The organism is Variovorax sp. HW608, assembly GCF_900090195.1.
Taxonomy (GTDB): domain Bacteria; phylum Pseudomonadota; class Gammaproteobacteria; order Burkholderiales; family Burkholderiaceae_C; genus Variovorax.
This window is the reverse complement of sequence record NZ_LT607803.1, coordinates 3,797,555-3,816,235: the sequence shown is the minus strand read 5'-3', so window position 1 is coordinate 3,816,235 and position 18,681 is coordinate 3,797,555. Positions and strand designations below refer to the sequence as shown.

The window sequence follows — 18,681 nt, the reverse complement described above, 5'->3', positions numbered from 1 at the left end:
GATGGAACACCACCTGCCGGGCTGGCTGCTCAACTCGCTCATCTACCTCGGTGCCGCGGTGCTGGTCGTGCCGCTGTCCAAGGCGATCGGGCTGGGTTCGATCATCGGGTACCTCGCGGCCGGCATCGCCATCGGTCCGTGGGGGCTCGGGCTGGTGACGAACGTCGAGGACATCCTCCATTTCGCCGAGTTCGGCGTGGTGCTGATGCTGTTCCTCGTCGGCCTCGAGCTGGAGCCCAGGCGCCTGTGGAGCCTGCGCGGACCGATCTTCGGCTGGGGCTCGGCGCAGGTGCTGGGCTGCGCCGCGGTGCTCTTCCTGGCCGGCTGGCTGGCCGGGGCCAGCTGGCGCGTCGCGCTCGTGGCCGCGCTGGGACTGGCGCTGTCCTCGACCGCGATCGCGCTGCAGGTGTTCGGCGAGCGCAACCTGCTGCCGACGCCAAGCGGGCAGGCGGGTTTCTCGATCCTGCTGTTCCAGGACGTGGCGGCGATCCCGATCCTCGCGCTGCTGCCGCTGCTCGCGGCCGGCCACGATGCCGACACGGGCCTCGGCGGCATCGCCCGGCTGGTGGAGGGCCTGAAGATCGTCGCGGTGATCGCCGCCATCGTGATCGGCGGCCGGCTGGCCCTGCGGCCCCTGCTGCGCTGGATCGCGCGCAGCAAGTCGCCGGAGATCTTCACGGCCGCCTCGCTGCTGCTGGTGGTCGCCATCGCCGCGCTGATGCAGTCCATCGGCCTGTCGATGGCGCTGGGCGCCTTCCTGGCCGGCGTGCTGCTGGCCGAAAGCGAGTACCGGCGCGAACTCGAGACCGACATCGAGCCTTTCAAGGGCCTGCTGCTCGGCCTCTTCTTCATCGCGGTGGGGATGAGCATCGACTTCGGCGTGCTGCTCGCGCATCCGCTGCTGATGGCGATGGTCGTCGTCGGCTTCATGGTGCTGAAGGCCGCCGTGATCCATGGACTCGCCAGGCTGATGCACCTGGCTTACCAGGAACGTCCGGTGTTCACGCTGCTGCTCGCGCAGGGTGGCGAATTCGCCTTCGTGGTGTTCCAGGCGGCCGGGCCGGACGTGCTGCCGCCCGACGTGGCCTCGTTCCTCATCGGCGCGGTCGCGCTGTCGATGCTGCTTTCGCCGCTGCTGCTGGTGGCGATCGACAAGTGGGTGCTGGCGCGCCACGGCATCCAGGCGCCGAGCGCCATGGAGGAGATCTCCGAGCAGCAGGATGCGAAGGTGGTCATCTGCGGATTCGGCCGCTACGGACAGATCATCGGCCGCATGCTGATCGCGCAGGGACTGAAGATCACGGTGCTCGACCACGATCCGGACACCATCGAAAGCCTGCGCGAATTCGGTTTGCGCGTCTTCTATGGCGACGCGACCCGGCTCGACCTGCTGCGCACCGCCGGCGCGGGCACCGCCAAGGTGGTGGTTGTCGCCGTGGACGACATCGAGCAGTCGCTCAAGATCGTCGACCTGCTGCGCGAGCATTTCCCCAACGCCAAGATCGTCGCGCGGGCGCGCAACGTGGCGCATGTCTACCAGCTCCTCGACCGCAAGATCGAGACGGCCGAACGCGAAATGTTCGAGTCATCGCTGCGCAGCGGCCGCTCGGTGCTCGAAGGGCTGGGCTGGCCGGCGCACGAGGCGCGCGAAACGGCGATGCGCTTTCGCCTGCGCAACATCCAGCTCATGCACGAGACCTATCCGCACTACAAGGACCGCGCCAAGCTGATCGCGGTGGCCAAGGAAGGCCGCCAGCAGTTCCAGGAGCAGATGGCGCGCGAGCGCGAAGAGCGGCGGCAGCGGACCCATGTCGACTGGGACCGAAACTGAAGCTCACCCCCAGCCTCGCCCACTGCGTGTGGCTCGGACACCCCCTCTCCGGGGGCAACCCCGGCGGCCCGGCAGAGCCGGTTCCGCGGGGTTCCTGGTCTCGGCTGTACTGCTACGAACCTACTTGGCGGCGAGCTTCAGCAGGCGCACTGCGTTGTCCTTGAGGATGCCGGGCATCACCTCGGGCTTGAAGCCGGCTTCCTCGAAATCCTTCATCCAGCGGTCGGGCGTGATCAGCGGGTAGTCGCTGCCGAAGAGCACGCGGTCCTTGAGCAGCGTGTTGGCGTACTGCACGAGCTGCTTCGGAAAGTACTTGGGGCTCCAGCCGGAGAGGTCGATCCACACGTTGGGCTTGTGCGTCGCCACGCTGAGCGCCTCGTCCTGCCACGGGAAGCTCGGGTGCGCCATGACGATCTGCATGTCGGGGAAGTCGATCGCGACGTCGTCGAGGTGCATCGGGTTGCTGTACTCGAGCCGCAGCCCGCCGCCGCAGCGCATGCCGGAACCGATGCCGCTGTGGCCGGTGTGGAACACCGCCGGCAGGCCGTATTCGGCGATGACTTCGTAGATCGGCCAGGCCATCCGGTCGTAGGGGTGATAGCCCTGCACCGTCGGGTGGAACTTGAAGCCCTTGACGCCGTGCTCCTCGATGAGCCGCCGCGACTCGCGCGCGCCCATCTTGCCCTTGTGGGGATCGATGCTCGCGAAGGCGATCATGATGTCCGGGTTCTTCTGCGCCGCCTCGGCGATCTCCTCGTTCGGGATGCGCCGGCGGCCGAGGTTCGACTCCGCGTCGACCATGAACATCACGAGGCCGATCTTGCGTTCGCGGTAGTAGTCGATGCTTTCCTGGATGGTCGGGCGGCGGCTCGAACGGAAGTATTTGTCGGCCGCGCGGTCGTATTCCTCGCCATAGTTGTCGAAGGGGTTCCAGCAGCTCACTTCGGCGTGCGTGTGGGTGTCGATGGCGATCAGGTTCTCGTAGTCCATGGCGTTGTCTCCAACGGGTTTTAGGCTTAGGGTAAGTCCTCATGCCGCGGGTCCATGTGCGGCTTGAATTGGTTATTTTTCATAACCATAATCGATCGCAACCCGGAATGCAATCATGACCCACACCGATCTCCAGCTCGAACTCCAGGACGACATCGCCATCGTCCGCCTCACCCGCGCCAGCAAACGCAACGCGCTGTCCGACGCGCTGATCCTGGCGCTGCGCAACACCTTCGAAAACCTGCCGTCCTCGGTGCGCGCCGCGGTCATCGACGGCGAGGGCCCGCATTTCTGCGCCGGGCTCGATCTGTCCGAGCTGCAGGAGCGCGACGCCGGCCAGGGCCTCATCCATTCGCGCATGTGGCATGCGGCGCTCGACCTCGTGCAGCACGGCCCGGTGCCGGTGATCGCGGCGCTGCACGGCGCGGTGGTCGGCGGCGGCCTGGAACTCGCCAGCGCCTGCCACATCCGCGTCGCCGACAGCACCACCTTCTACGCACTGCCCGAAGGCTCGCGCGGCATCTTCGTCGGCGGCGGCGGTTCGGTCCGCATTCCCAAGCTCATCGGCGCGGCGCGCATGACCGACATGATGCTCACCGGCCGCGTCTACAACGCCGAGGAAGGCGAGCGCGCCGGCTTTGCGCAATACCTGGTTGCCGAGGGCGCCGCTTTCGACAAGGCCGTCGAACTCGCCAGGCGCGTCGCGACGAACGCACCGCTGACCAACTACGCGCTGATGCACGCGCTGCCGCGCATCGCCGAGCAGCCGGCCGACCACGGCTTCTTCACCGAAGCCCTGATGGCCGGCATCGCCCAGAGCGCGCCCGACGCCAAGGAGCGCGTGCGCGCCTTCCTGGAAGGCAAAGCGAACAAAGTGCAGAAGAACTGAGACATTCCGGAATCCCCATGTCAGCCACTCGCCAACCCACCATCTCGCCGCGCTACCGGCCGGTCACTTTCGGCGTGCGCCACGTCAACGTGCGTGAAGGCGCCGCCGGCGTGCGCTATCTCGAAGCGGCCGAGCCGCTTGGCAGCTATGCCGAGCGCATCACCGATCGCCTGATGCATTGGGCCGAGACCGCGCCCGACCGCAGCTTCATGGCCCGGCGCCAGCAGTTGGCAGACGGCACGACCGGCGAATGGCAGCACCTCAGCTACGCGAAGGTGCTGCAGGACGCGCGCCGCATCGGCCAGGGGCTGCTCAACCGCGGCCTCAACGCCGAGCGGCCGGTGATGATCCTGAGCGAGAACAGCCTCGAGCATGCGCAGCTCGCGCTCGGCTGCATCTATGCCGGCATCCCCTATTGCCCGGCATCGCCTGCCTACTCGACCGTCAGCCAGGACTACGAGAAGCTGCGCCACATCTTCAACACGCTGACGCCGGGGCTGGTGTTCGCGAGCGACGCGGCGCGCTTCGGCCGCGCGATCGCCGCCGTCGTGCCGGCCGATGTGGAAGTGGTGCTGCACCGCGAAACGCCGTCGCCCGATCTCGCGGGCCGCGCGGTCACCACGTTCCAGAGCCTGCTCGACACCCCCGCCACGCCGGCGGTCGATGCGGCCATGGCGGCCACCGGGCCGGACACGATCACCAAGTTCCTCTTCACCTCGGGCTCGACCAAGATGCCCAAGGCGGTGATCAACACGCAGCGCATGTGGTGCGCCAACCAGGTGCAGATCGCGCAGTCGATGCCCTCGCTCGCCGACGAGCCGCCGGTGCTCGTCGACTGGCTGCCCTGGAACCACACCTTCGGCAGCAACCACAACGTCGGCATCACGATCTACCACGGCGGCACGCTCTACATCGACGACGGCAAGCCGACGCCCGCGGGCATGGCCGAGACCCTGCGCAATCTGCGCGAGATCGCGCCGACGGTGTACTTCAACGTGCCGACCGGCTTCGAGGCCATCGCCAATGCGATGCGCACCGATGCGCAGCTGCGCAAGACGCTGCTGTCGCGCGTGCGCATGTTCTTCTACTCCGGCGCGGCGCTGGCGCAGCCGGTGTGGGACCTGCTCCATTCGATCCAGGAAGCCGAGATCGGCGAGCGCATCGTGATGGCGACCGGCCTCGGCATGACCGAATCCGGCCCTTCGGCGATGTTCATCAACAGCCCCGACGTGCGCGCCGGCGATGTCGGCGTGCCGACGCCGGGCATGACGCTCAAGCTCATCGAGGTCGACGGCAAGGTCGAGGTGCGCTACCGCGGGCCCAACGTCACGCCGGGCTACTGGCGCTCGCCGGAAGCCACGCGCGAGGCCTTCGACGAGGAAGGCTTCCTCTGCACCGGCGACGCGGTGAAGTGGATCGACGAGAACGACGTGCACCGCGGCCTGCGCTTCGACGGCCGCATCGCCGAGGACTTCAAGCTCGCCACCGGCACCTTCGTGAGCGTCGGCCCGCTGCGCGCGAGGATCATCGCCGCCGGTGCGCCCTACGTGCAGGACGTGGTGCTGACCGGCCTCAACCTGAAGGAAGTCGGCGCGCTGATCTTCCCGACGCAGGCGGTGCGCCAGCTCGCAGGCCTCGCATCCGACGCGCCGATGCAGGACGTGGTCGAAAGCGCGCCGGTGCAGGCGCAGCTGCAGCAAATGCTCGACACGCTCGCCGCGTCGAGCACCGGCAGCGCCAACCGCATCGCGCGCGCCCATATCGTTTCGGAGCCGCCCTCGATCGACAAGGGCGAAGTGACCGACAAGGGCTCGATCAACCAGCGCGCCGTGCTCAAGCACCGCGGCGAACTGGTGGATTCCCTGCATGCCGACACGCTGCCTTTCACGTTGAAGCCCCAGTAACAGACCCCACGGAGACACAAGCCATGAACATCCAAGGACAAGCCGCGCTCGTCACCGGCGGCGCCTCCGGCCTCGGCGAAGCGACCGCGCGCGAGCTCGCGCGACTCGGCGCCAAGGTCGCCGTACTGGACGTGAACGCCGCGCTCGCGGAAAAGGTGGCGGCCGAGATCGGCGGCATCTCCTGCGTCTGCGACATCACGCAGGCCGACAGCGTCAACGCGGCGCTCGACAAGGCCGAGGCCGCGCACGGCCCCGCGCGCATCCTGATGAATGTCGCCGGCATCGGCAGCGCCAAGCGCATCGTGGGCAAGGATGGCAACGCCGCACCGCTGGAAGACTTCGTGCGCGTGGTCAACGTCAACCTGATCGGTGCCTACAACATCAGCCGCCTGTACGCAGCACGCTGCGCGAAGCTCGAACCGCTCGAAGGCGGCGAGCGCGGCGTGATGCTGTTCACCGCATCGGTCGCGGCCTTCGACGGTCAGGTCGGCCAGCAGGCCTACAGCGCCTCGAAGGGCGGACTGGTCGGCATGACGCTGCCGATGGCGCGCGACCTCGCGCAGCACGGCATCCGCGTGTGCACGATCGCGCCGGGGCTGTTCGCGACGCCGCTGCTCAAGGAACTGCCGGAGCCCGTGCAGCAGTCGCTCGCCGCGTCGATCCCCTTCCCGCCGCGCCTTGGCAAGCCTTCGGAATTCGCCGAACTGGCCTGCCACATCGTGACCAACGGCCACTTGAACGGCGAAGTCATCCGCCTCGACGGCGCGCTGCGCATGGCCCCGCGCTGAACCACTTTCGTAGCGACCCCAAGGAGACAGTCAACATGAACTTCAAGAAAGCAACCCTCGCTGCCGCGCTCGCGCTCGGCCTCTTCGGCATCGCGCATGCCGACCTCACCGTGGGCGTGGTGCTGCCGCTCACCGGCCCGGCCTCGGGCCTCGGCATTCCGATGAAGAACCAGATCGCGCTGTGGCCCAAGTCCATCGCCGGCGAGAACCTCAAGGTCGTGGTGCTGGACGACGCCACGGACCCGACCACCGGCGTCAAGGATGCGCAGCGCCTCGTGACCGAGGACAAGGTCGACGTCATCATCGGCTCGGCCGCGACGCCGGTCGCGATCCCGATGGCCGACGTGGCTGCCGAATCGGGCACCGTGCAGCTCGCCGCGTCGCCGGCCGGCCTGCCGCCGGGCAAGGACAAGTGGACCTTCCGCCTGCCGCAATCGAATGACGTGATGGCCTACGCGGTGGTGCAGCACATGAAGAGCCAGAAGGTGAAGACCATCGGCTTCCTCGGCTACACCGACGCCTACGGCGAACTGTGGCTCAAGGCGCTGACCGCCGAGGCCGAGAAGAACGGCATGAAGATCGTCGCCGCCGAGCGCTTCGGCCGCGCCGACACCAGCGTCACCGCCCAGGTGCTGAAGCTCACCTCGGCCAATCCCGATGCGATCCTGATCGTGGCCTCGGGCAGCGGCGCCGGCATGCCGCAGAAGGCGGTGATGGAGCGCGGCTACAAGGGCAAGGTCTACCAGACCCATGCCGCCGCGACGCAGGACCTGATGCGCACCGCCGGCAAGGATGCCGAGGGCACCTTCGTCGTCTCCGGCCCCGCCACGGTCGCCGAGCAGTTGCCCGAGACCCATCCGTCGAAGAAGCAGGCGGTCGCCTTCGTCACCGGCTACGAGAAGGCCTACGGCCCCAACTCGCGCAACCAGTTCGCCGCCCACAGCGCCGATGCGCTCACCATCCTCGAAAAGGCGGTGCCGATCGCGCTCAAGAAGGCCAAGCCCGGTACGCCCGAATTCCGCGCCGCGCTGCGCGATGCGCTGGAGACCATGGGCCGCACGACGATCGCGCACGGCGTGCTCGAGTGGACGCCGCAGAACCACTGGGGCTACACCAACGAGACCGGCGTGATGCTGAAGGTCGTGGGCGGCCAGTTCAAGGTCGAGCAACCCCAGTAAGCGCAGCCAGCGAATCGCGCAGAGCCCCGCCATGGACTTCTCAATTGCCAGCATCCTGACGCTGGACGGACTCACGAACGGGGCGATCTACGCGCTGCTCGGCATGGGCATCGTGCTCGTGTTCACGGTGACCCGCGTCATCTTCATCCCGCAGGGCGAGTTCGTCGCCTATGGCGCGCTCACGCTCGCCATCTTCCAGACCGGCAAGGTGCCCGGCACGGTCTGGCTGCTGCTGATCCTCGCGGGCGTCGCGGCCGCCATGGAGCTCGTCGGCACCTGGCGTCACCGCGGCCGCATCGCGCCGGCGATCAAGGCGGCCGCGCGCATCTTCGTGCTGCCGGCCGTCGTCTGCGCGGTGTCGGCGTGGGCCGCGCCGCGCAACCTGCCGCTGGCGGTGCAGGCGTTTCTCACGCTCTGCATCGTCACGGCCTTCGGGCCGCTGGTCTACCGCGTGGCGTACCAGTCGCTGGCGGGCGCGAGTTCGCTGGTGCTGCTGATCGTCTCGGTCGGCGTGCATTTCGCGATGACCGGGCTCGGGCTGCTGTTCTTCGGCGCCGAAGGATTCCGCAACCCGCCGTTCTGGGACGACCGCTTCTCGATCGGGCCGCTCAACGTCAACGGACAGGCCGTGATCATCTTCCTCGCCTCCGCCGCGCTGATCGTGATGCTGTGGCTCTACTTCGAGCGCACGCTCTACGGCAAGGCGCTGCGCGCGACCGCCGTCAACCGGCTCGGTGCGCGGCTGATGGGCATCTCCACGCAGGCCGCCGGGCAGCTCACCTTCGCGATGGCAGCATTGATCGGCGCGCTCTCGGGCCTGCTGATCGGGCCCACCACCACCATCTTCTACGACTCGGGCTTCCTGATTGGCCTCAAGGGCTTCGTGGCCGGCGTGATCGCGGGGCTCGCAAGCTATCCGGGCGCGCTCGTGGGTGCGCTCGGCGTCGGGGTGATCGAATCCTTCGGCTCGTTCTGGGCCAGCTCGTTCAAGGAAGTGATCGTGTTCACGATCATCCTTCCGGTTCTGTTGTGGCGCTCGCTGCGCAGCGGCCACTCGGATGAGGATCATTGACATGCAGGCCACGTTGAATCTCCCCGTCGCGAATGCGCGCAAGAACCGACTGCGCACCTGGGGCCCGCTCGCACTGGTGGCCGTCCTCGCGCTGCTGCCGCTGCTTCCGCTGCCCAACTTCTGGATCATCCAGCTCAACTACATCGGCATCTACACGCTGCCGGTGCTGGGACTCGTGCTGCTCACCGGCGTGGGCGGCCTCACCTCCTTCGGGCAGGCGGCCTTCGTCGGCATCGGCGCCTACACCACCGCCTACCTGAGCGTGAACTACGGCCTCTCGCCCTGGCTCACGCTGTTCATCGGCCTGGCGCTGACGGGCATCAGCGCCGCGGTCATCGGCGGCATCACGCTGCGGATGTCGGGCCACTACCTGCCGCTCGCGACCATCGCCTGGGCGCTGTCGCTCTACTACCTGATGGGCAACCTCGAGGCGCTGGGCAAGTACGACGGCATCCTCGGCGTCAAGGGCCTCGCGCTCTTCGGCCTCGAGGTCGGCCAGCAGCGCGGGTTCTACGCCGTCACCTGGGCCTTCGCGCTGCTCGCGGCGTTCGCGGTGATCCGCCTGCTCGATTCGCGCAGCGGCCGCGCCATCCGCGCGCTGGCCGGCGGCTCGCAGATGGCCGAGGCGATGGGCGTCAACACGCTGCGCCACAAGGTCGGCATCTTCGTGCTCGCGGCCATGCTGGCGTCGGTCTCGGGCTGGCTCTTCGCGCACTTCCAGCGCACGGTGAACCCGTCGCCCTTCGGCATCAAGATGGGCATCGAGTACCTCTTCATGACGGTGCTCGGCGGCGCGGCGCATGTCTGGGGCGCGATCGCCGGCGCCGGCGTGGTCAAGCTGCTCGAGGACCAGTTGCAGGTGCTGCTGCCCAAGCTCATCGGCACCAGCGGCAGCTACGAGCTGATCGTCTTCGGGATCATGATCGTGCTGGTGCTCAAGTACCTGCCGGACGGGCTCTGGGACTTCATCGACCGGCGGCTGCCGCGCAGGCAGCGCGTGGTGGACTGGCAGGACGCGGCGGATCTTCCGGTCCGCACCAAGCCCGCGCCAGGCGAGGTCGTGCTCGACGTGCAGTCGATCCGCAAGACCTTCGGCGGCCTCGTGGCGGTGAACGACATCAGCTTCCAGACGCGCGCGGGCCAGGTGGTCGGCCTGATCGGTCCGAACGGCGCGGGCAAGTCGACCACCTTCAACCTCGTCACCGGCGTGCTTTCGCTCTCGGGCGGCCAGGTGCGCTTTCGCGGCGAAGCCATCGGCGGTCTTTCGTCGCGCGCCATTGCCGAGCGCGGCGTGTCGCGCACCTTCCAGCACGTGAAGATGGTGCCGGACATGACGGTGCTGGAGAACGTCGCGCTCGGCGCGCATCTGCGCGGCGGCAAGGGCGCCGTCGCCGCGATGCTGCACACCGACCGTGCCGAGGAGCGCCAGCTGTTCCGCGAAGCCGAGCGGCAACTGCAGCGCGTCGGCATGGGGGACTACCTGCACGAACTCGCGGGCAACCTCGCGATGGGACAGCAGCGCCTGCTGGAGATCGCCCGCGCGCTGTGCGCCGACCCGGCCCTGCTGCTGCTCGACGAGCCCGCGGCCGGCCTGCGGCACAAGGAAAAGCAGGCGCTGGCCGACGTGCTGCGCACCTTGCGCAACGAAGGCATGAGCATCCTGCTGGTCGAGCACGACATGGACCTCGTGATGGACATCTGCGACCACATCGTGGTGATGGAGTTCGGCACGCACCTGATGGAAGGCACGCCGGCCGAAGTGCAGGAAAGCCCCAAAGTGCGCGCGGCGTATCTCGGAACGGAACACTGACATGACCACGCCCCTCCTGCGAATCCGCAACCTGCGCGCCGGCTACGGCCGCGCCGAGGTGCTGCACGGCATCGACCTCGAAGCCGGCCAGGGCAGCGTCGCCACCGTGATCGGCCCCAACGGCGCGGGCAAGTCCACGCTGCTCAATGCGCTGATGGGCGTGCTGCCGTCCAAGGGCGTGATCGAGTTCCGCGGCCAGCCGATCGACGGCCTGTCGCTCGAAGAGCGCGTGATGCTCGGCATCGCGCTGGTGCCCGAGAAGCGCGAACTGTTCGGCACCATGCCGGTGGAAGACAACCTCGTGCTCGGCGGCTTTCGCCAGGTGCGCCTTGGCAACCGCCAGTGGCGCGAACGCATCGACGAGGTCTACACCATCTTCCCGCGCCTGAAGGAGCGCCGCACGCAGCTCGCGGGCACACTCTCGGGCGGCGAGAGGCAGATGCTCGCGGTGGGACGCGCGCTGATGTCGCGGCCTTCGCTGCTGATGCTCGACGAACCGAGCCTCGGCCTCGCGCCGCTGGTGGTGCAGGAGATCTTCCGCACCGTGAGCGCATTGCGCCAGACCGGCGTGACGATCCTGCTCGTGGAGCAGAACGCGCGCGCGGCGCTCGAAGTCGCGGATCACGGCTATGTGCTGGAGATGGGCAGCGTGAGTGTCGAAGGCGAAGCGCGCCAGCTCGCGAGCGATTCGCGGGTGATCGACACCTACCTCGGCGCCAAGCGGCGCTGATACGACAACGAGGCGAATCGTCGCCGGGAGACGCAAAGATGGATGCACGGATGAAGCTGCCGCTGTGGACCGCGGCATTGGGCTCTGCTGCCCTGATCGCTGCATGTGCCAGCGCGGGGGGCTCACCGCCGAAGCTCGGCGCGGCGCGGCCCGGTGCGCTGCAGTCCTGCAACGACCTCGCCGCCAAGGCCGCGTTGCCGGGCACGGTCTACACGCAGGTCTCATCGGTCGCGGCAGGCACGATCGGCGTCGGCAACGCGAGCGTCCCGGTGCCGGCGCACTGCCTCGTGCAGGGCCACATGAACGAACGCACGAGCCCGGTCGACGGCAACCGCTACGCGATCGGCTTCGAGATGCGCCTTCCGCTCGCATGGAACGGCCGCTTCTTCTACCAGGCCAACGGCGGGCTCGATGGCGTCGTGATCCCGGCGACGGGCGGCATCGGCGGCGGCGGCCCGACGACCACTGCACTGCAGATGGGCTTCGCGGTCATCAGCTCCGATGCGGGCCACGCGGGTTCGCTCGGCCCGCGCTTCGGCATCGATCCGCAGGCGCGGCTCGACTACGGCTACAACGCGGTCGCGCAGATCACGCCGATGGCGAAGAACCTCATCGCGCAGGCCTACGGACGCGGCCCCGACCGGTCGTACATCGTCGGCTGCTCCAACGGCGGACGGCACGCGATGGTCGCGGCGGCGCGCACGCCCGGGCAGTACGACGGCGTCCTCGCCGGCGACCCCGGCTACAACCTGCCGCGCGCCGCGGTGGCCCAGCTCTACGGCGCGCAGCAATACGCCAAGGTCGCAAGCGCAACCACCGCGGCCGGCCAGCCCGATCTGCAGAGCGCCTTCACGCCCGCCGAGATGAAGCTGGTCGCCGACCGCGTGCTCGCGCGCTGCGATGCGCTCGACGGCCTCGCGGACGGCATCGTCTCCGACGTGAAAGCCTGCCAGGCACGCTTCCACCTCGATACCGACGTGCCGACCTGCACCGGCGCGCGCGACGGCCAATGCCTCACCCCACAGCAGAAGACCGCGCTCGGCAATGTCTTCGCGGGTGCGCGCAACAGTGCCGGCAAGCCGATCTACAACAGCTTTCCGTTCGATTCGGGCGTGACCGGCAGCAACTGGCGCGAATGGAAGTTCGCGAGCCCGCCGACGCGCGATGCGGGCGCGGTCGGCTTCATCTTCACGACGCTGCCGCTCTCGAACCGCCCCGGCGGACTGCCGTTCGCGCTCGGTTTCGACATGGACAAGGACGCGCCGCTGATCGATGCCGCCAGCGGCATCTACCGCGAATCGGCGATGTCCTTCATGTCGCCGCCCGATGCCTCGAACCTTTCCCAGCTCCGCGACCGCGGCGCGAAGCTGATCGTCTACCACGGCACGAGCGACCCGGTGTTCTCGTCCGACGACACCGCGGCCTGGTACGAGCGGCTGCAAGGCGCGAACGGTGGCGATGCATCGGCCTTCGCACGCTACTTCCCGGTACCGGGCATGAACCACTGCGCCGGCGGTCCGGCCACCGACCAGTTCGACATGCTGAGCGCGCTGGTGAACTGGGTCGAGCAGGGCCAGGCCCCCGAGCGCGTGATCGCCTCCGCGCGCGGCGCTGGCGCTACGGCGGTCAATCCCGAGATCCCGGCCGACTGGTCGCCGCGCCGCACGCGGCCGCTGTGCCCCTATCCGCAAGTCGCGGTCTACACCGGCGGCGATACGGAGTCGGCAGCGAGTTTCGCCTGCCGCACCCGCACGCCTTGAAGTCGATGCCATGAACTACCAACCTCGCCCCGAAGATGTGGGCTTCATCCTCAATGCGGTGCTCCGCACCGTGCCCCGCCTGAACGCCCTGCCCGCCTTTGCCGACTACGACGAAGCGCTGCAAAGCCAGGTGCTCGAGGAAGCAGGCAAGTTCGTTGCCGAAGTCATCGCGCCGATCAACCGCGACGGCGACGAGATCGGCTGCCGGCTGATCGATGGCGCAGTCGTCACGCCGCCGGGCTTTCGCGATGCGTACCGCGCCTTCGTCGATGGCGGCTGGCCGGCACTCTCGGCCGCGACAGACGACGGAGGCCAAGGACTGCCCTCGGTGCTCGAAGCGGTGCTCTACGAATGGCTCAGCGCCGCGAACCATGGCCTGACGATGGCGCCCGGCCTGCTGCATGGCGCCTACGAGTGCATCCGCCACCATGGCAGCGATGAGCTCAAAGAGCGCTACCTTGCGAAGATCGCGACCGGCGAATGGCTCGCGACGATGTGCCTCACCGAGGCCCATGCCGGCAGCGATCTCGGCCAGGTGCGCACGCGCGCCGTCGCGCAGGCCGACAGCAGCTTCCGCGTCTCGGGCGGCAAGATCTTCATCTCCGGCGGCGAGCACGACCTTAGCGACAACATCGTCCACCTCGTGCTGTGCCGCCTGCCGGACGCGCCGGCGGGCCCCAAGGGCCTCTCGCTGGTGCTCGTGCCCAAGGTGCTGCCCGATGGTTCGCGCAACGCGGTGCACTGCGAGCGCATCGAGGAAAAGATGGGCCTGCACGGCAGCTCGACCTGCGTGATGCGCTTCGACGATGCGACCGGCTGGCTCATCGGCGAGCCGAACCGCGGGCTGGCCGCGATGTTCGTGATGATGAACGCCGCGCGCCTGCACGTCGCCCTGCAGGGCATCGGCCTGCTCGATGCGGCCTGGCAGAAGGCCGACGCCTATGCGCACGAACGCCGCCAGATGCGCGCGCCGGGCCCGGCCCCCGCGAGCCGTGGCGGCGAATCGGCCGACCTCGTGGCGGAGCACCCGGCGATCCGCCGCATCCTCGATACGCAGCGCGCATGGATCGACGGTGCGCGCGCCATCGCATACCGCACCGCGGTGCAGCTCGATGTCGCGCGCCATGATGCAGACGGCAAGGCGCGCGAACTGGCGCAGCGCTGGTGCGCGCTGGTCACGCCGGTCATCAAGGCGGCCTGCACGCAGCAGGCCTTCACCGGCGCGAGCGAATGCCTGCAAGTGTTCGGCGGCCACGGCTACGTGCGCGAATGGGGCATCGAGCAGGTGGTGCGCGACTCGCGCGTGACCATGATCTACGAGGGCACCAACGAGATCCAGGCGATCGACCTCTTGGTGCGCAAGGTGCTCGCCGACGGCGGCGCCGGCATGTCGGGCCTGCTGGTCGAACTGCGCGACGAGCTCGATGCCTCGCGCGAGATCGATGCCGACGTGCAGCGGCGGCTCGCGCAGCTGCGCTATCTCACGACCACCATCGCCATGGCGGCGCAGAAGGATGCGCAGCTTCCCTACGAGGTGGCCGACGACTACCTGCGCGTGGTGATGCTGGCATTCATGGCCTGGGCCTGGGCCCGGCTCGAACACGCCGCGCCGGGCGACGCCCGGTGGGCCGCACCGGCCGCCGCCTTCCGGCGCTGGGTGCTGCCCGAGTTCGAGATGCGGCTTGGCATCATCAAGCGTGCCTGCGAGGCGGCGACCCTGCCGTTGCCCGCCTGAACCGCCCGGGAAAACGCCGCCTGCATGGGCCCCGAAGGCAGTTACCCTCGCATCCATGCCAGCACCCCGCAAGAAAACCGCGCCCGTCGTCCCCCACCATGCACAGGCCCCTCGGTCCGATCGTCTGGATACCCGCGTGCTAGAGACTTTCGTCGGCTACAACGCGCGCAGGGCCTGGCTCGTGGTGACCCAGGTGTTCGCCGAACGCATGGCCGCCTACGGGCTCAAGCAGGCGGATTTCTCGGTGCTGTCGCTGCTCGCGCACAACCCCGGCGCGACCTCGCGCCAGCTTTGCGCCACGCTCGACATCCTGCCGCCCAACCTCGTGAGCCTGATCGCCGCGATGGACAGCCGCGGCCTGATCGAGCGTCGCCCGCATCCGCACGACGGGCGCGCGATCGGCCTGCATCTCACGCCAGCCGGCGAGGAACTGATCCGCGAGGCGGAGCGTACCGTGACGCAGCTCGAAGCCGATGCCAGCGCACGGCTCACGGCGCGCGAGCGCGAGACGCTCATCCGTCTGCTGCAGAAGATCTACCTGCCGCAGTCCTAGGGCTGGGACGCTAGACCGGAGTTCCCGCCCTCTGTAGTCACGCCAACGGCGGCAAGTACCTGTCGCTGCTGATAAATCCTCCTCTGTGGAGGATTTTTTTGGATGTAACATGTAGTCACTAAAATAGGTTGACTATTGGAGATGCATCGCCTAAAGTGATCAGCATGGCAGCCCGCACCGGTACCGCTCACGTCGTCACTACGACTCGCATCTACAAGGACCAGGTCTATCGCACCCACCTGCTGCGTCGCAGCTACCGCGAGGACGGCAAGGTCAAGAACGAGACGTTAGGCAATCTCTCGCACCTGCCCGATGAACTCATCGAGATCATCCGGCGCTCGCTGCAGGGCGAGACCTTCGTGCCGGTGGCCTCGGCGTTCGAGATCACGCGCTCGCGCCCCCACGGCCATGTGCAGGCCGTTGGCGCCGCGATGGCGGCCCTGGAGATGGCCTCGCTGCTCTCTTCCAAGCCCTGCCGCGAGCGCGACCTGGTGCTCGCGATGATCGCCGCGCGCATCGCAGCCCCCCACACCAAGCTCGCGACCACGCGCTGGTGGCACACCACCACGCTGGCCGAGGACTTCGGTGTCGCCGACGCCGACGAGGACGACCTGTACGCGGCGATGGACTGGCTGCTCGCGCGCCAGGATCGCATCCAGAAGAAGCTCGCCGCGCTCCACCTGGGCGCTGGCGCCCTGGTGCTGTACGACCTGTCGTCGAGTTACTTCGAAGGCAACTGCTGCCCTCTGGCCAGGCTCGGCTACAGCCGAGACGGCAGGAAGGGCATGCTGCAGGTCAACTACGGGCTGCTCACCGATGCGCGGGGCTGCCCGGTGGCGGTGTCGGTGCACGAGGGCAACGTCGCCGACAGCCAGACCTTGCTGCCCGAGGTCAAGCGGCTGCGCGAGGCCTTCGGCGTCCAGCAGTTGGTGATGGTGGGGGACCGCGGCATGATCTCCAGCAAGGCCATCCAGGAGATGCGCGAGTGCGAGGGCGTGGGCTGGATCAGTGCGCTGAAGAGCGCCTCGATCCGCGCGCTGGTCGAGCAGGGACACCTGCAGCTGGGCTTGTTCGACGAGCGCAACCTGCTCGAACTGAGCTCGCCGGACTTCCCCGGCGAGCGCCTGGTGGCGTGCCGCAATCCGGAGCTTGCCAAGCTGCGCACGCACAAGCGCGAGGAACTGCTCGCAGCCACTGAGGCCAGCCTCGCGAAGATCAAGGCCCGGGTGGATGCGGGCAAGCTCGCCGGCAAGGACGAGATCGGCCTGCGTGTGGGCAAGCTCGTCAACCAGTACAAGGTCGCCAAGCACTTCGAATTGGTGATCGGCGAGAACGCCTTCACCTTCGCGCGCAGGACAGACGCCGTCGCCGCCGAGGCGGCGCTGGACGGCATCTACATTATCCGCACGTCGGTGAGCGCGGCGCAGATGGACTCGGCTGAGTGCGTGCGCAACTACAAGTCCCTGGCCAACGTCGAGCGTGCGTTCCGCTCGCTCAAGACCATCGATCTGAAGGTGCGCCCCATCCATCACCACACGGCCGATCGGGTGCGCGCGCACATCTTCTTGTGCATGCTCGCCTACTACGTCGAGTGGCACATGCGCGAGGCCTGGCGCGCGTTGATGTTCGCCGACACCGACCAGCAGGCCAAGGCCGCGCGTGACCCCGTGGCACCGGCCACGCGCTCCAAGGCCGCTCAGGCGAAGGCGTCGCACCACGCACTGGAGGACGGCACGCCCGCGCACAGCTTCTCCACCCTGATGGCCGAGCTCGCCACCCTCGTGCGCAATACCTGCCGCGCGCCCAACGCAGCCCCCGAGGCGCCCACCTTCGAGCTGCTCACCAACGCGCAGCCACTTCACCTGCGCGCCCTCGCGCTCGTGCAAAACATCAAGCCGTAGACAGAAAACTTCCTGGCCAACTCAAGCAAGTGCTTGAGTCACAAAGGAATCTCGCTCGCCGCTTCGGGGAACTTCAGGCTAGAAGCGCTCCGTCATGCGCAGCACTTCGTGTGCGGCCTCGGCGACGCGCGCGGGGTTCGGGTAGTAGAGCTCGCCGTTGAAGTCGTGGCGCGCGTAGGCGGAACGCGCCTCGTGGTAGCGCTTGCGCGCCGTTTGCATCGCCGGCTTGCGCCAGCCGGGCTGCATCGCCTCCAGTCGCGCCCAGTGCGCGGCCGACAAGGTCGGACAGTCCGGCACCGGCGCGGCGCTCTCGCGCATCAGGAGCTCGCGGGCCTCGCGCGTGATCGGGTCGAGCACGCGAGCCCGGTCCCGAAAGTAGGCGAGGATATTGGACAGGAAGGTCGCCCCGAACAGGCTCAGCAGTGCCAAGCCGATACTGAAATCAATCGTACTCACCAGAACTTCCACCAGGGCGTCTTGCGCGCATACATCGAGGAAGCGGCCGGCGGCAGGGTCTGCAGGCCGGTATCGCGAATGCGGCGGCGTTGCTCCGCCTCGAGCGCCTGCGCCATGCGAAGCGCAAGCTGATCACCCTGCATCGCGCGAATACGCCACTCCGACGCGAGGTTCTGGAGCTCGTCGTCATTGAGGTTGGCGGGCGTCGTCGACGGGGCGGACATACCGAAATTCTGCCCCACACGCGGACATCGCGACAATCGTAGAGATTTGCATTACATCGCTCGCCGGTCACGCGACGAAGCCGTCCCACGTGAGCTTGATGCCGGTCAGCAGCATGCCGAGGTAGACGAAGCGGTAGAACCACCTGGCATCGATGCGGCGAGCGATGCGAACGCCCACCCACACGCCCAGCGGCGCGATCGGAAGCAGCACCAGCGAGGTCGCGAGATTGCGCCAGTCGAGCAGGCCCAGCCACGCATACGGCACCCACTTGCTGAGATTCACGACGAAGAAGAAATAGGCCATCGTGGCGGTGTAGGCCAGCGGCGACAGGCGCAGCGGAAGCACGTAGGCTGTCACCGGCGGCCCCCCCGCGTGCGCGATGAAGCTGGTGAAGCCGCTGATCGCGGTCAGCAGCGCGCCGGTGGTCTTCGAGGGCAAGGGCGAGTCCGGCTTCGACGGGAACATCAGCCGCTGTGCAAGGAAGACCAGCGTGAACACCCCGACGATGCCCGCGACGGTGTGCGCGGGCAGCACCTTGAAGAGCAGCGTGCCGGCCAGGGTGCCGATGAGCCCGCACGGAACCAGGAACCACAGCAGCCGCCTGTCGAAGTCGCGCCGGAAAGCGGCGAGCCCCAGCAGGTCCATGAGCAGCAGCACCGGCATGAGGATCGCGGCCGCCTGCGGAACGGTCACGGCCAGAGCCATGAGCGGAACCGCGAGGGAACCGAAGCCGGCGCCGAAGCCGCTCTTGCTGACACCGAGCAGCAGCACGGCAGGAATGGCAACCGCATAGAAGTGCGGGTCGGTGATGGCGGGAAGGCTCAAGATGAGGACGGCCGGCAGCGCGGCAGAGGGGAAG

16 protein-coding genes are annotated in these 18,681 nt (G+C 68.1%); 12 read left to right on the top strand and 4 right to left on the bottom strand.

Features of this window, described 5'->3' with window-relative positions; translation table 11 throughout:
* The first annotated feature begins 1 nt into the window (after position 1).
* A complete protein-coding gene (kefC, locus tag VAR608DRAFT_RS17965) occupies positions 2–1,831 on the top strand; it encodes a glutathione-regulated potassium-efflux system protein KefC (protein ID WP_088955292.1) in 1,830 nt (609 codons plus the stop codon).
* 120 nt (positions 1,832–1,951) lie between these two features.
* Here the strand turns inward: kefC and VAR608DRAFT_RS17960 are convergent, their stop codons facing one another.
* Positions 1,952–2,821 (bottom strand): amidohydrolase family protein, encoded by an 870-nt coding sequence (locus tag VAR608DRAFT_RS17960; protein WP_088955291.1) that lies wholly within the window; start codon positions 2,819–2,821, stop codon positions 1,952–1,954.
* Between the two features lie 115 nt (positions 2,822–2,936).
* On the opposite strand from VAR608DRAFT_RS17960, the gene VAR608DRAFT_RS17955 reads away from it, so the two are divergent.
* From VAR608DRAFT_RS17955 to VAR608DRAFT_RS17905, 11 genes are all read left to right on the top strand, one after another.
* Complete coding sequence (locus VAR608DRAFT_RS17955) at positions 2,937–3,710, top strand: crotonase/enoyl-CoA hydratase family protein (RefSeq protein WP_088955290.1); 774 nt, start codon at positions 2,937–2,939, stop codon at positions 3,708–3,710.
* A 17-nt stretch (positions 3,711–3,727) separates the two neighbouring features.
* Entirely contained in the window at positions 3,728–5,614 is a 1,887-nt protein-coding gene (locus VAR608DRAFT_RS17950; RefSeq protein ID WP_088955289.1) for a feruloyl-CoA synthase, read from the top strand.
* A 23-nt stretch (positions 5,615–5,637) separates the two neighbouring features.
* On the top strand, positions 5,638–6,402 hold the full coding sequence (locus tag VAR608DRAFT_RS17945) for an SDR family NAD(P)-dependent oxidoreductase (protein WP_088955288.1): 765 nt from the start codon (positions 5,638–5,640) through the stop codon (positions 6,400–6,402).
* 35 nt (positions 6,403–6,437) lie between these two features.
* Positions 6,438–7,580 carry an ABC transporter substrate-binding protein gene (locus VAR608DRAFT_RS17940; protein ID WP_088955287.1) on the top strand — a complete coding sequence of 381 codons (1,143 nt, stop codon included), beginning with the start codon at positions 6,438–6,440 and terminating at the stop codon, positions 7,578–7,580.
* A 31-nt stretch (positions 7,581–7,611) separates the two neighbouring features.
* Complete coding sequence (locus VAR608DRAFT_RS17935; protein ID WP_088955286.1) at positions 7,612–8,652, top strand: branched-chain amino acid ABC transporter permease; 1,041 nt, start codon at positions 7,612–7,614, stop codon at positions 8,650–8,652.
* A gap of 1 nt (position 8,653) precedes the next feature.
* Complete coding sequence (locus VAR608DRAFT_RS17930) at positions 8,654–10,462, top strand: branched-chain amino acid ABC transporter ATP-binding protein/permease (RefSeq protein ID WP_088955285.1); 1,809 nt, start codon at positions 8,654–8,656, stop codon at positions 10,460–10,462.
* A 1-nt stretch (position 10,463) separates the two neighbouring features.
* Complete coding sequence (locus VAR608DRAFT_RS17925) at positions 10,464–11,192, top strand: ABC transporter ATP-binding protein (RefSeq protein ID WP_088955284.1); 729 nt, start codon at positions 10,464–10,466, stop codon at positions 11,190–11,192.
* 38 nt (positions 11,193–11,230) lie between these two features.
* A complete protein-coding gene (locus tag VAR608DRAFT_RS17920) occupies positions 11,231–12,952 on the top strand; it encodes a tannase/feruloyl esterase family alpha/beta hydrolase (RefSeq protein ID WP_088955283.1) in 1,722 nt (573 codons plus the stop codon).
* 10 nt (positions 12,953–12,962) lie between these two features.
* A complete protein-coding gene (locus VAR608DRAFT_RS17915; RefSeq protein ID WP_088955282.1) occupies positions 12,963–14,687 on the top strand; it encodes an acyl-CoA dehydrogenase family protein in 1,725 nt (574 codons plus the stop codon).
* 55 nt (positions 14,688–14,742) lie between these two features.
* Complete coding sequence (locus tag VAR608DRAFT_RS17910) at positions 14,743–15,240, top strand: MarR family winged helix-turn-helix transcriptional regulator (protein ID WP_088955281.1); 498 nt, start codon at positions 14,743–14,745, stop codon at positions 15,238–15,240.
* A 164-nt stretch (positions 15,241–15,404) separates the two neighbouring features.
* On the top strand, positions 15,405–17,141 hold the full coding sequence (locus VAR608DRAFT_RS17905) for an IS1634 family transposase (RefSeq protein ID WP_088958838.1): 1,737 nt from the start codon (positions 15,405–15,407) through the stop codon (positions 17,139–17,141).
* Between the two features lie 78 nt (positions 17,142–17,219).
* Here the strand turns inward: VAR608DRAFT_RS17905 and VAR608DRAFT_RS17900 are convergent, their stop codons facing one another.
* The 3 genes from VAR608DRAFT_RS17900 to VAR608DRAFT_RS17890 form a co-directional block, all read right to left on the bottom strand.
* Positions 17,220–17,597, bottom strand: a complete 378-nt coding sequence (locus VAR608DRAFT_RS17900; protein WP_157731042.1) for a hypothetical protein — start codon at positions 17,595–17,597, stop codon at positions 17,220–17,222.
* Positions 17,594–17,821, bottom strand: a complete 228-nt coding sequence (locus tag VAR608DRAFT_RS17895) for a hypothetical protein (protein ID WP_088955279.1) — start codon at positions 17,819–17,821, stop codon at positions 17,594–17,596. Before VAR608DRAFT_RS17895 ends, VAR608DRAFT_RS17900 begins: the two co-directional genes overlap by 4 nt.
* A 67-nt stretch (positions 17,822–17,888) precedes the next feature.
* The gene (locus VAR608DRAFT_RS17890; RefSeq protein WP_088955278.1) at positions 17,889–18,647 is read right to left on the bottom strand and encodes a sulfite exporter TauE/SafE family protein; all 759 of its coding nucleotides are present in this window, start codon (positions 18,645–18,647) and stop codon (positions 17,889–17,891) included.
* Between the last annotated feature and the right edge of the window lie 34 nt (positions 18,648–18,681).